We start from the raw sequence: 13059 nt of genomic DNA, 5'->3' as shown, positions 1-13059 counted from the left end.
AATGGCAATAGTGGCTACGATGCTGCGATGGGCGGAAGTTATATGATGAAAATGGCAATGATTTATTGGCGCTAGAAAATGACATGAATCAAAATAGTGCTAATCAAAGTTATGCCAATAATGCTTTGAGCAATACCGACACCTCCATTAATGATAATTGTCTGCCACTGGGACTGAGCATTTATGAGGAATTTGGCATCGCTAACGTAGGGCTATCTGAGCACTGGCGCATCTACCCCAACGATGATAACTTACAGCAATTAAAGAATATGGTTAGTGAAGACAATTTGCATTTCCATTATAGCTAGGGTGTGTCCTCATTTTAAAAATGTTGATAAACATGAGATAAATTGCCGTCAAACAAGGAAGATATCGCCGTTAATATCGAGATATTGATAAGCTATTTGACGATGTTTAACAAAATTTAGCCATGTTTAGCCCATTTACAGAGTAATTGATTGAATTGAGGACACGCCCTAATACCTGAAGAACATTGACGTATTTATAACAAACCCTTTACCGCTTTAACTTTTAGAATTGGACATAAAACCATGGATGAAACCCCAAATAAAAATATGGCTCACCAAGCTGAAGAAATCATTAATCATGAGCAATTTGAAGACATGCGTGATTTGTTAGAAGAAGACTTTGCTGATTTGATACAAGTGTATATCACTGATAGTCAGCAGCGAGTAAGTGCGCTGCGAGTCGCTCAGCAAGAAAATGACAATGCCAATGGTTTTGAGGTTGCTCATGCGCTAAAAGGGGCCAGCGCCAACTTGGGCACGACCCAATTAATGAACTTGAGCAGCCAGTTACAAGAGCGCTGCCGCGAGCGTCTTATCAGCGAGCAAGCGGCACTGATTGAAAATATCGCCGTCGCATTGCAACGCGCAGAACAAGAAATCAATCTAAGACTGGGGTTGTAATGAGTAATGATTCTACTTATATTAGCAGCATCTACTGTCAACCATACAGTGAGCGACTATTTGTCTTGTGTTCAAATCGTCATGATTAATACCACTTTGCCTGCCAATATTGGCTCAGCAGCGCGCGCGATGCACACAATGGGTTTGTCTCGTTTGACGGTTGTCGATCCTAAGTTACCAATTGATGAAACCAGTGTGTCTCATGCAGCAGGTGGCAGCGAGCTGCTATCATCAGCCATCATTGCACCTACTTTAGAATCTGCTATTGCGGATTGCCAGCTGGTATTTGCTGCCAGCAGTCGCAGTCGTCATTTGCCTCGCCCTGTCGTGACACCCACGCAAGCTGCTAAGATTATGTTTGATTTCATCGATAAACAGTCGGCGTCGAGCAAAGGCGATAGCAACGCTGATACCCTATCGGCTGCTACTACTAATAAACCAAATATCGCTATCCTATTTGGGCGTGAAGATCGTGGATTAACCAATGAAGAGTTGGCTTATGCCGATTATCATATCCAAATCGATGCCAACCCTGCTTATCCTGTACTCAATGTCGCGTCAGCCGTGCAAGTAATCGCTAGCTTTATTTTTGCCTACGCGCAATCACACACTCAGACAGCGGATAGTTTAGATACTGCTTTGAGTACTACTACTCAGCCAATGCTCGATGTACATTTACGTCAGCAATGGGATGAACCCGCCATTACCCAGCAGCAATTGCAACAGCTGACTCATCGCACAACTGAACTGATGGTTCAACGTGGTTTAGCCGATAGCGAAAACTTGAAGTCATTACCATCGCGGCTGTCACGACTGGGCTCACGCTTACAGCTTGATCAAAAAGAGTATCAGCTATTAAGCGCATTAATTGCCAAACTTGCAAAAGACTAAAACTTTTAATATGTAAGGTTTCCGGCATTGAGTTTCTATTGCATTAGCAGCCGTAGCATTTACAAATCCTATGATTTTAAAAATGATATGATTCAATAATAAAAAGGAATTGATGATGAATTGGAACGTTTATTTGTCTGGAGAAATACACACTGACTGGCGACAAAAAATCATGCAAGGCGCGAAAGACAAAGGTTTAGATATTACCTTTACCTCCGCAGTGACTGAACATGAAGCCAGTGACGCCGCTGGTGACGTACTCGGTAAAGAAGATAATGGGTTCTGGCGCGACCATCAGTCATCAAAGGTGAATGCGATTCGCACCAAAAACATGATTCAAAAGTGCGATATTGCTATCATTCGTTTTGGTGATAAATATAAGCAGTGGAACGCTGCCTTCGATGCCGGCTACTGCGCGGCTTTAGGCAAGCCGTATATTACCCTTCATGCTGAAGATATTATCCATCCGCTAAAAGAAGTCGATGCGGCGGCAATGGCTTGGGCGCAAACGCCAGAGCAAGTTGTTGATCTGCTAAAATATGTTGTCAGTGATAGCTAAATCATAAATAATTGCCTGTAGATAAATTGTCAATGACTGGCATTTTATCTATCAGCCGTCTATTTTTATTTATCGCTCATCGCTATATTTTGTGCTGCAAAGCTGCTATAACTAAATAGATTGTAATCAAAAATACGATAGGACAATTTATGTCATTGCCAACTGCCTTATTCAAATCACTTTCACGCATCAAAAAAGACCTAACAGAAGATATCGATGCGGTATTTAACCGTGATCCTGCTGCGCGTAATAGTCTGGAAGTCATCTTGACTTATCCTGGCATCCACGCGCTCGTCCTACATCGCGGTGCCCATTATCTTTGGAATCATGAACAAAAACTGGCGGCGCGAGTAATTTCTTATGGCTCACGCATCATCACAGGTATTGAGATACACCCTGCTGCCAAAATCGGTCGACGATTTTTATTGATCATGGTATGGGTATCGTGATTGGCGAAACGGCAGAGATTGGCAATGATGTGACGCTTTATCACGGGGTCACGCTTGGCGGCGTCTCTTGGAATAATGGCAAGCGCCACCCTACTTTGGAAGATGGGGTTATCGTTGGTGCTGGTGCTAAAGTATTGGGACCATTTACTGTCGGTAAAGGCGCCAAAATTGGCTCAAATGCCGTCGTAGTAAAGGCAGTACCAGCAGGTGCGACTATGGTCGGCAGCGCAGCTCGGATGATATCAGACCATCATGATGAAAAGGGCAATCCAATTGTCAAAAAAGTCGATGATGCCAAGCAGCAAGAAAAAGTAGCGCAAGCTGCTTCTACAGATAATGGCATAGATAAAAAGGCAGTAGATAAAAAATCAATAGATGAAAAAGCCACCAATCATTTAGCACGCGAAAACGCGTTTCGGGCTTATGGCATCGACCTATGTCACAAGACCCTGTCGCCGAAGCCTTTGCTAAAATGCTCGAACACATTCAGCAATCAGAAAATCGCTTAGATCAATTACAAGCAGCGATGTGCAAAATCGATCCTGACTTTTGTAAAAAAGAATATGACAAACTTTGCTTAGAGGATATCGATGTGATTGGTCGTGCTGATATGGATGAGATAGACACTGAGCAGAAGTAATCTTCTAGCTGTCGTCGATACTGAATAAAAAAGAGGCCAAATGGCTTCTTTTTACATTTTAATCAATTGATAAACAATGCTTTACTGACTAGCTATTTAACAGACAATATTTATAAAAAAGATGAGTCAGGCTGCGTCAAAAACGCTATTTCTTCACTACTCGAAACCCGTCCCAAAATATCATTACGATGCGGATAACGACCAAAACGATCGATAATCACTTTATGTCTAAGCTCAGCATCCACGGTATCTGCATTGGTATATTGCTTAAATAGCCGTTCCGCCTGCTGATGAATCAGTTTTGATTCGCTGTGCATATAAGGCATCAATAAAAACTTACGCTCATCCATCGTTTCAAGCGCCTCTAATGCACCGGCAGCAACCGCTTCTTGCGCGAGCGCGAGACTCATCGCATCTTGGGCAAAAGCTGCTGGCGTATCACGGTAAATATTGCGTGAAAATTGATCCAATATAATTATTTCTGCTAAACGCCCCTTTATGCTACTACGCCATGTATAAAACTCTGCAGCCTTCGCTTGCTCAAGTATATCGCTGTATCGCTCTATTAATAATTGATCAAACGCTATGTCTTTCTCAAAAAACTTCTCACTACCCGCCTCTTTAAAACAGAAATTTAATATGTCGTTATACATCATTTCCTCACTACATTATTTAAAACAGTCAGCCAAAAGCATTATTCAAAGCTATCATTTAAAAACATCAAGTATTGACTTTTGGTTTCATAATCACTAAGGAGTATTTAGCGATTGTGTCCTATACTCTTTCATTATTCATAACTAAAAAAATAGGAAAACTCATGGCGCGTTTACAAGATAAAGTTATCATTATTACTGGTGCCGCTCAAGGCATGGGCGAGACTCATGTGCGTTTGTGTATGGCAGAAGGCGCTAAAGTCGTCTTGACCGACATCAACTCTGATAAAGGCAACGCATTAGCAAAAGAGCTTGGCGATAGCGCTCTATTTATTAAGCATGACGTTACTAGTGAAGAAGATTGGACGCAAGTTGTTACAGCCACCCAAGATAAATTTGGCAAAATTGATGTACTGGTTAATAATGCAGGTATCACTACGCACAAATCTATTTTAGATACCTCAGTAGAAGCGTATCGCAAGATTCTAGAGATTAACCAGGTGTCGGTCTTTTTAGGCATGAAAGCAGTCATTCCAACGATGAAAGCCGCCAAACAAGGTTCTATCATCAATATCTCATCAATTAATGGCTTGGTTGGCGGCGCTATCGGCTATACCGATTCTAAGTTTGCGGTACGCGGTATGACCAAAGCGGCAGCATTAGAGTGCGCCCCTCATGGCATTCGCGTGAACTCCATTCACCCCGGCGTTATTGCTACACCGATGATTATGCAAGGCGATACCAAAGATGCGGTTGAAGCATTTGCCAAAACTATTCCGATGAGACGTGTGGCACAGCCAGAAGAAGTCAGCGGCATGGTGTTATTTTTAGCGTCTGATGACTCAAGCTACTCGACGGGTTCAGAGTTTGTCGTTGATGGTGGTTTGACCGCACAGTAGGCGTAATAGTTAAAATTTTTAAATGTGATATAGGCTGGGCATTTTGCTCAGCTTTTATTTTGAGAGGTTTTAAGCAAAACACTAGGGCGTGTCCTCAATAACTTTTACTTATTTAGAATAGCATCTAGGCTGCTTCATGTGACCTTTTAAAAAATGACCTTTAATCAACTCCTCTACCCCTGCTCTTTCATGCGCTTTGAATGGGTAACGATCTGCCATTACAATCCAATTAGACTCTTCAAATTCCTTATTACTGCTTAGGCTATTTTTATCAGAAACAACTTCTATTAATAGCTTTTCTATCAATAGCTTTTCTATCAATAGAATATCGATATCCATCGTAACTTTTTTTATTGGCGTCTGAGCTTCTGTTAGACGCTGTCTATGACAGTCACCTTCAAGATCTTTGAAAACCTGCTGTAACTGTTGCAGTGTTACAGGTTTTGTTAAACGTAAATAGACACACTGATTGGTATAATCGGGCTTTGGTTGCGCTTTGGTCGATGTAAAGTCAGGATTTTCAAACGCAGTAGATAACTGTATTTCCCCTAGCGCCGCTAGATCCTTTCGGACAAGCGGCAGATAATGTTTAGCTTGATAATTACTACCTAAAGCCAATAATACTGCCGTCACAGATTGTGTTTGCAACTGTTCAGGCGTCTGCTTTTTTAGAGTCTCAAGACTCAAATCAGCCAAATTTTTATGCATATTATGCATCATCGTCCTTGCTTACAACTGGCTTATCTTCGATGACCGTTGCATAACGCGTGATTTGAACCCCAACCGCATCGGCTTGCTTTATAGCAGTGGGCTTAGCAATGCTTAAAGTGATTTTATGACAGCTATATTTTGCAAGCAACTTATCAGCGATTTGCCCCGCTAAATGCTCTAGCAACTGCGCTTTAATCGCTTGGCACCACGCGCTCACATCATCGCAAACCGCTTTATAATTCAGCGCATCATTGACATCATCTGAGATAGCCGCACGGCTGATATCTGTTTCAAGTGCTATATCAATCAGCAGCGGCTGCGTGATTGCGCGCTCCCACGCGTAAACACCGATGACTGCTTCTACTGTTAAGCCTTTAACGAATACTACATCAGATTCGGTATGAAACATGCTCTCATCCTTGTTTGCTAAATTTTAATTAGATTTTGAACTCAGGTTTTTTAATTGGTTTTCTGCAACGCCTCTTCACGCAAACGCGCGGCTTTTAGCGCTTTACTAGGTCGATGACGCCATAAGTCAATGCTAAATAATAACAGACCAAACCAAATCAGACCAAACACTGCAAGACGCTGTAAATCAAATGGCTCGTTATAATAGAACACCGCTAAGAAGAAGATAAAGGTCGGCGTCAGATAATTCATAAAACTTAAAATGCTATAAGCAACGAGCTTGGTAGATTTATTAAACAATAATAGCGGTATCAAGGTAATCGGCCCTGCGATCATTAGTAGCCAAATATTGGGACTAAACCAAAAACTCAATTGACTACTGACCACATCTGATTGCCAGAACCACCATAAGCAAATCGGCACCAACATCGTTGTTTCGACAAACATGGCATCGACAGCCGTCAAAGGCGTCTGCCGTTGAATGGTGCCATAAGTACTAAAACTAAAGGCTAAAATCAGTGATATCCATGGCAAGCTACCAATCATAACTACTTGAATGACCACGGATAATAAGGCGAAACCGATGGCAACCCATTGCAGCGTACGTAAGCGCTCTTTGAATAAAATCATCGATAGTGCAACGCCCACCAATGGTCCGATAAAATAACCCAAACTGGCTTCGAGAATGCGGTCGTGATTGACGGCCCATACATAAGTGAGCCAGTTGGTGGCAATAATCAAACCCGATATAAATGAGAACGCGATCCATCTCGGGTTTTTCTTTAAGGTATCGATCCACTGCCAGCGCTTGGTGACTACCAACACGATAAGCAAGCAAGCAAACGTCCAAATAATACGGTGACCGATAATCTCGGTCGCATCGTAGGCGGCCAATTGTTTAAAATATAATGGAAACCCACCCCAGATAAAAAAGGCAATGAGTGCGGTGATGATGCCACGTCTGGTTGTCTTAATGGGCGTAACTGGTTTTTTGATGACGTTTTGGGTGGTCATAGTACAGTACAACTTTTTAGAGCAAAGCGCACTCTTGCCCCATATTAATTTCTATATCAATTCAATGGCAAAAGCGCAGGGTCACTACAGATAGGATACAAGTTAAAAAGCAATGCGCTCATGCCAATATAGGCATCAACACATTGCTAACGATAACAACTTTAAAAACAACATTTACATCAAGGCTAATGAGCAACTTTTTAGACTTTATTGAATGCTGTAGCCAGCATTTTACAATTCAGTACTTTAAAGCTCAGTGTTGCAAAAGCCAATAACACTATTCAGCAAGTTAATATAGTTTGTGGTATTAAACCGCAGCATTATCAACTTTAATAGACATTCCAATGTGATTGGCAAGCTCTGCAAATCCTGGGAAACTGGTATTGACGGTCTCAACGCCTTCAATAGTAATTTGCTTGGATGCACGTAAGCTGGCAATGGCAAAACTCATGGCAATGCGATGATCATGGTGCGAGGTAATGTGACCGCCACCAAAGACAGGCTGGCTATTATTGATATTGCTATTTTGACCCTCAATGCCTTTACCTTCGATGATTAGCCCATCTTCCGTCACGGTACAATCAATACCCAGTGTTTGTAATCCTTCTGCCATGACTGCAATACGATCAGACTCTTTTACACGCAGCTCTTTGGCACCAGTCAACACCGTACGACCTTGCGCACAGCTGGCAGCAATGAACAATACTGGGAATTCGTCAATCGCTAATGGCACTAAATGCTCTGGGATTTCAATACCTTTTAGGCTTGAGCTACGAATAGTGATATCTGCGACTGGTTCGCCGCCGACATGTGTCTCATTACTTAAGCTGATATCTGCTTGCATTAATTTTAAGATATCGATAATGCCCGTGCGTGTCGGATTAATACCTACTTGCGTCAAGGTCAGCTCGCTATTTTGGCTGATCGCAGCAGCGACCATAAAAAATGCCGCAGAGGATATATCAGCAGGGACAGCGATATCACCACCTGTGAGTTGTCCGCCACCTGCTACACTGATGCGGTTGCCATCAACCGTTACTGGATAACCAAAAGCTGAAAGCATACGCTCGGTATGGTCACGACTGACTTCCGGTTGGGTAACGGTTGTGGTGCCTTCTGCCCAAAGTCCAGCCAGCAACAAGCAGGATTTAATCTGCGCAGAAGCCACAGGCATCTCATAATCGATACCTTGTAATGGCTTACCAATAGTCGCTCGACCAGTGATACTAAGTGGCGCCGTACCACTATGACCCGTACTTTGAATGACTGCACCCATCTCGCGTAAAGGTGCGGCTACACGCTCCATTGGGCGTTTATTTAGGCTGGTATCGCCTGTCAACACGCTGTCAAATGATTGCGCCGCCAAAATACCAGCCAGCAGGCGCATGCTAGTACCTGAGTTGCCCATATACAATGGTGTTTTACTCGGTTTCAGACCGTTCATACCCACGCCATGAATGGTCAATTTGCCGTTATCAGCCCTTCAATGGTCACGCCCATATCACGGAATGCTTGCAAGGTGGCAAGCGCATCTTCCCCTTCCAAAAATCCAGTGACATTGGTCACGCCTGTCGCAAGGCTGCCCAGCATAATGCTGCGATGCGAGATAGACTTGTCACCAGGAATGGCAATAGTGCCCAATACAGTATTGCTAGGAGTAATATTATAAGAAGCTGACATGGCAGAAGTATCCGTATAAGGGGTGCTGGCTAACATATGGCCAAAATGTCGCCGTGCGGCTTGCGCGCGGCCCAAAAGTCCCATCAGGGCGGTTGAATCTTTATCGATGATGAGCTGACGCATGGTCTGTAGGTAAACGCCATACTCATCAAGGGCGCTAACAATCGCGCTTTCGTTGGCAAAAAATATATCATGCCACATTTTAGGGTCACTGGCAGCGATACGGCTAAAGTCACGAAAGCCGCCCGCTGCATAGCGAAACATATCTAAATTATCATCATGGCTTGCCAGCTGCTCAACCAAATTGAAGGCAAGCAGATGTGGCAGATGACTGGTGTGCGCCAATATGCGATCGTGGTGTTCCGCATCCATTGACATAACGTTTGCACCTACCGCTTCCCATAACTGCCGCAGCTTAGCAATGGCGCTATTATGGGTCGTTGGTAGCTCGCAGATAATGACACTATGATTAACAAACAATGTCGCACGTCTGGCATGATATCCTGAATTCTCTGCACCCGCAATTGGATGTGCAGGCACCAATCCTGTCGGTAGCGAGCCGAACACCGCTTGAGCCGCATCAATGATATTGACCTTGGTGCTACAAACATCAGTAATGATGCAATCAGTGGCAAGTTGTCCATTATCCATCGCTGCTTTGATATCAATAAATACGGCTTGCACCGCTTGTACTGGTACGGCGATAACAATCAAATCACTACCAAACACTACTTCACTTAAGACAGCACTACCAGCGTCTAATAAGCCGTGCTGAATGGCTTCGTCGATGCTTGGTGTATGTCTATCAACCGCCACTAAGCGCTCACTTAGACCATTGTCTTTAATGGCTTGGGCAAGGCTCGCACCGATAAGCCCTAAACCAATCACACAAATCTGTTTAAATAACGGCGGCTGAGTATTCATAGACTGCATATTATTGTTTTGATTGCTTATGTTTTGATTGCTTATGTTTTGATTGCTTATGTTTTGATTGCTTATGTTTTGATTGCTTATGTTTTGATTGCTTATATTGTTTTGCTGGCGACTCACGGCTTTTCTCGTTAAACAAACTAGCGTCAGAATGACTAAAACAAGCCGACGCTAGTGTCATGAAAATGATTAATAAATTATTTACTTATCCAAAACGACCTAACATACTTCTGATCAATTATCAGTCAAGATTGAGCGCAGTGTATCAATCAGGCGCATATTTTCTTCTGCTACCCCTACTGTGATACGCAGCCAATGAGGTAAGCCATAGCCCTCTAATGGACGGACGATAACACCCTGCTCTAGCAATGCTTGATGAATAGAAGCAGCGGTGATGTCTTCCATCTCAACGGCTATTTCCACCATAATAAAGTTAGCATGTGACTTAATGAAACCCAACCCTAATGCGTCAAACTGCTTTTCTAACCAGCGCATTTGCTCATCATTCATCAGACGAGTTTTTTCAATAAAGTCTGAGTCAGCAAGTGCCGCCGCCGCCGCCGCTAAAGCCACTCTACTCACGTTAAATGGTTGACGGATTCGGTTGAGTAAGTCCGCGACAGCCACTGAGCTAAGCGCATAACCGACACGTAAACCCGCCAGTCCATAAGCTTTGGAAAAAGTGCGCACGATAACGACATTATCAAATTCATCTAACAACGCCCGATTATTACTCTCAGGCTATATTCAATATACGCCTCATCTAATACCACCAATACCGAGCTTGGTATACTAGCCATAAATGCTCGTAACTCTTGAGGTTCAAGCTGTGTGCCAGTTGGATTATTAGGATTGGCGATAAAGACTATTTTAGTATTGGGGTTGTCTTGAACCGCTTGACTCATCGCTTTTAAATCATGCCCAAAGCGATGGGCAGGCACTTCTATACCTGTCGCCCCTTGTATTTTAGCCAACATCGGATAAACGATAAAGGCATATTGACTGTAAACGATAGCATCGTCAGCACCAGCAAAACTACGCGCTAAAATATCAAGCAAATCGTCAGAGCCATTACCCAAAGTAATCTGCTCCACACTGACATCATTGAAGTCAGCCAGCGCTTGTTTTAGATAGTAACCGTTGCCATCAGGATAACGTGCCAACTGACCCAATTGCTCAGTAATCGCTAGCGTGACGTGCGGTGAGCAGCCTCTTGGGTTTTCATTACTGGCAAGTTTTACCACATCTGAGACGCCATACTCACGCGTCAACTCTTCAATCGGCTTGCCCGTTTGATAAGGCACTAGCTCTAAAATACTATCGTAGGCAGGTACAAGCGGTGATAAATTTGACTCTACTGAATGAGATGACGGCATGATTTATCCTTAGATATGATTTTGGCAAGTGATGTGAGCCATTCGGCGTTATATCGTTGGTTCAATTTCAGAGCGAGTCAAGGGTAACCAAGGCAACCGAGTGCAGATGATTATGTGATGCTTCACGCAAGGTAAACGCCATGACTCTTTTACAGTAGAGGGACTATAGCACTGCTTTTGGATAAGAACCTAGAACACGCACATCTTTTACCAACGGACGGATATCAGCGATAGCAGCGCTGACGTTTGGCTCGTCAATATGACCATTCATATCGATGAAAAACACGTATGCCCACTTATTCGGACGCTCAGGACGGGTTTCGATACTGGTCATCGACACGCCATGATAAGACAAAGGCTTCAAAATCTCGATCAATGCACCCGCTTTGTCATGTGCTGATACGACGATAGACGTTTTATCCTGACCTGATGGCGCAATCGCTTCGTGACCGATGATAAGGAATCGCGTGGTATTGCTCGGGTTGTCTTCGATATTTGAATATAGCTTATGCAAGCCATATTCAGCAGCAGCCACATCACCTGCGATTGCCGCTGAATGCCATTCGTTTTTCAAGCGGCGGGCCGCTTCGCCGTTGCTCGATACCGCCACGCGCTCGACATTCGGGTAATTGACATCGAGCCAATGACGACACTGCGCTAGTGACTGCTGATGCGAGTAAATACGGCTTAAACCATCAAGTTTGGTATGTTCAGCGACCAAGAAATTCTGATGAATCGGCAGCTCAACTTCTCCAATTATCTTTAAGGTAGAAGACAAAAATCCATCTAACGTATGGTTAACCACACCCTCAGACGAGTTTTCGACTGGCACCACACCATACATCGCTGTGCCTGCTTCAACTTCACGGAATACATCAGTGATGGTGGTCATTGGTACGGTATCAGCGGCTTTACCGAAATGCTTGAGCGCAGCAGCATGAGTAAAAGTACCTACTGGTCCCAAGAAAGCAATGCGCTGCGGTGCTTCTAAGTCAAGGCAGACCGACATAATTTCACGGAACAACCGCGCCATTTTGTCATCAGCGATCGGACCTGTGTTGCGTTCCATCACCGCTTTTAGCACTTGCGCTTCACGCTCAGGGCGATAAAAAATAGGATTGCTATTGTCGGCAGTCGGGTTATTGACAATGTGTTGTTTCTTTACTGCGGCCACTTGCTGAGCCAACTTGGCACGGTTATTAATCAATGTCTGGATTTCGCAGTCTACTGTATCAATACTTTGGCGAATATCGTCCAAAAATGCTTTTTCAGTTGCAGTATCGTTAGCCCCTGCGATGGCTTGATTTAGCTTATCCATGTTTTGCTCTGATGACTGCTCACTCATTACCGCCTATCCTTTTTCTAAAATTATTACTGAGTTTTTTACTAGTTAGGTACTGCTTTTTTAACTTTGAAGGCTTCAAGTATTTCTAATTATCGACAACCAATCATTTCATTATTGAATCAGCACTCAATGACGGTCAAAGGTGTCAAGCATACTAGCAATGATATTCGATAGGAATCACACTAAATAGCAGGCAGCCTCTCAAAAGCACCCTGCACGGCGAGCGCTATCGTCTACTATTGCCGTATGTTAGTCACACACACCAGCATGCAAATGTAGCAGCCAGATCGCTGACCCGCTCTACTATAACAAAAACTATCGACAGTGCCCATGTGTAAATGCGCGTAAATTCGTCAATATTGGCAAACAGAGGCAATATGGCAGCGATGCACGGCAAAACTATGAAGGAACATCCACTCAAAACTATGTTACAGTCTAAAACTGATAGCAAATAGCACTATAAAGTAGAAAATTACCACGTAACTGAACACAATCTGTTTTTGATCAAAAGGATATCTGATGAGCGCATTACAACAGCTTCGTACCATGACCACCATTGTCGCTGATACTGGTCG

11 protein-coding genes and 3 pseudogenes are annotated in these 13059 nt (G+C 43.5%); 7 read left to right on the top strand and 7 right to left on the bottom strand.

All coding sequences use genetic code 11. The features are described 5' to 3' along the window. Positions 1-65: 65 nt before the first annotated feature. The 6 genes and pseudogenes from TT12_RS17795 to TT12_RS19475 all read left to right on the top strand — a co-directional run bounded on the left by TT12_RS17795 (position 66) and on the right by TT12_RS19475 (position 3468). Positions 66-308, top strand: coding sequence for a hypothetical protein (locus tag TT12_RS17795; protein ID WP_045455498.1), 243 nt, complete (start codon positions 66-68; stop codon positions 306-308). Positions 309-551: 243 nt separating this feature from the next. Further along, positions 552-929, top strand: coding sequence for an Hpt domain-containing protein (locus TT12_RS12925; protein WP_045455494.1), 378 nt, complete (start codon positions 552-554; stop codon positions 927-929). A gap of 6 nt (positions 930-935) precedes the next feature. After that, complete coding sequence (locus tag TT12_RS12920; RefSeq protein ID WP_045455491.1) at positions 936-1820, top strand: RNA methyltransferase; 885 nt, start codon at positions 936-938, stop codon at positions 1818-1820. A 115-nt stretch (positions 1821-1935) separates the two neighbouring features. Next, positions 1936-2379, top strand: a complete 444-nt coding sequence (locus TT12_RS12915) for a YtoQ family protein (protein ID WP_045455487.1) — start codon at positions 1936-1938, stop codon at positions 2377-2379. Between the two features lie 188 nt (positions 2380-2567). Next, positions 2568-3073 (top strand): annotated as a pseudogene (cysE, locus tag TT12_RS19480) (serine O-acetyltransferase); the annotation flags it as partial. A gap of 227 nt (positions 3074-3300) precedes the next feature. Then, a complete protein-coding gene (locus tag TT12_RS19475; RefSeq protein ID WP_502685189.1) occupies positions 3301-3468 on the top strand; it encodes a hypothetical protein in 168 nt (55 codons plus the stop codon). A 110-nt stretch (positions 3469-3578) separates the two neighbouring features. Here TT12_RS19475 and TT12_RS12905 read toward each other — a convergent pair whose 3' ends face one another. After that, entirely contained in the window at positions 3579-4124 is a 546-nt protein-coding gene (locus TT12_RS12905) for a DUF924 family protein (RefSeq protein WP_045455483.1), read from the bottom strand. A gap of 161 nt (positions 4125-4285) precedes the next feature. On the opposite strand from TT12_RS12905, the gene TT12_RS12900 reads away from it, so the two are divergent. Continuing rightward, a complete protein-coding gene (locus TT12_RS12900; RefSeq protein WP_045455480.1) occupies positions 4286-5020 on the top strand; it encodes a glucose 1-dehydrogenase in 735 nt (244 codons plus the stop codon). A gap of 108 nt (positions 5021-5128) precedes the next feature. On the opposite strand, the gene TT12_RS12895 is transcribed toward TT12_RS12900, so the two are convergent. The 6 genes and pseudogenes from TT12_RS12895 to pheA all read right to left on the bottom strand — a co-directional run bounded on the left by TT12_RS12895 (position 5129) and on the right by pheA (position 12484). Continuing rightward, the gene (locus TT12_RS12895) at positions 5129-5740 is read right to left on the bottom strand and encodes a 2-amino-4-hydroxy-6-hydroxymethyldihydropteridine diphosphokinase (protein WP_227679045.1); all 612 of its coding nucleotides are present in this window, start codon (positions 5738-5740) and stop codon (positions 5129-5131) included. After that, on the bottom strand, positions 5730-6140 hold the full coding sequence (folB, locus tag TT12_RS12890; RefSeq protein WP_045455477.1) for a dihydroneopterin aldolase: 411 nt from the start codon (positions 6138-6140) through the stop codon (positions 5730-5732). The genes TT12_RS12895 and folB overlap by 11 nt, the downstream gene beginning before the upstream one ends. A gap of 50 nt (positions 6141-6190) precedes the next feature. After that, positions 6191-7153 (bottom strand): EamA family transporter RarD, encoded by a 963-nt coding sequence (gene rarD, locus TT12_RS12885; RefSeq protein WP_045455474.1) that lies wholly within the window; start codon positions 7151-7153, stop codon positions 6191-6193. 307 nt (positions 7154-7460) lie between these two features. Beyond that, a pseudogene (locus TT12_RS12880) lies at positions 7461-9766 on the bottom strand (bifunctional prephenate dehydrogenase/3-phosphoshikimate 1-carboxyvinyltransferase). Between the two features lie 231 nt (positions 9767-9997). Further along, positions 9998-11139: pseudogene (hisC, locus tag TT12_RS12875) on the bottom strand (histidinol-phosphate transaminase). Positions 11140-11302: 163 nt separating this feature from the next. Next, positions 11303-12484: a prephenate dehydratase gene (gene pheA, locus TT12_RS12870; protein ID WP_045455471.1), complete on the bottom strand. Its 1182-nt coding sequence runs from the start codon at positions 12482-12484 to the stop codon at positions 11303-11305. Positions 12485-13059: the final 575 nt, after the last annotated feature.

This window comes from Psychrobacter sp. JCM 18903, from assembly GCF_000586475.1.
Taxonomy (GTDB): Bacteria; Pseudomonadota; Gammaproteobacteria; order Pseudomonadales; family Moraxellaceae; genus Psychrobacter.
The sequence above is the reverse complement of the archived record's forward strand: the minus strand, read 5'-3'. Positions and strand labels throughout refer to the sequence as shown.

Bases quoted from the DNA above. Each gene is read 5' to 3' on its own strand.
- folB (WP_045455477.1), bottom strand. From the start codon at position 6,140: ATGTTTCATACCGAATCTGATGTAGTATTCGTTAAAGGCTTAACAGTA.
- TT12_RS12925 (WP_045455494.1), top strand. From the start codon at position 552: ATGGATGAAACCCCAAATAAAAATATGGCTCACCAAGCTGAAGAAATC.
- TT12_RS12915 (WP_045455487.1), top strand. From the start codon at position 1,936: ATGAATTGGAACGTTTATTTGTCTGGAGAAATACACACTGACTGGCGA.
- TT12_RS12920 (WP_045455491.1), top strand. From the start codon at position 936: ATGATTCTACTTATATTAGCAGCATCTACTGTCAACCATACAGTGAGC.
- TT12_RS12900 (WP_045455480.1), top strand. From the start codon at position 4,286: ATGGCGCGTTTACAAGATAAAGTTATCATTATTACTGGTGCCGCTCAA.
- TT12_RS19475 (WP_502685189.1), top strand. From the start codon at position 3,301: ATGCTCGAACACATTCAGCAATCAGAAAATCGCTTAGATCAATTACAA.
- pheA (WP_045455471.1), bottom strand. From the start codon at position 12,484: ATGAGTGAGCAGTCATCAGAGCAAAACATGGATAAGCTAAATCAAGCC.
- rarD (WP_045455474.1), bottom strand. From the start codon at position 7,153: ATGACCACCCAAAACGTCATCAAAAAACCAGTTACGCCCATTAAGACA.
- TT12_RS12895 (WP_227679045.1), bottom strand. From the start codon at position 5,740: ATGATGCATAATATGCATAAAAATTTGGCTGATTTGAGTCTTGAGACT.
- TT12_RS12905 (WP_045455483.1), bottom strand. From the start codon at position 4,124: ATGATGTATAACGACATATTAAATTTCTGTTTTAAAGAGGCGGGTAGT.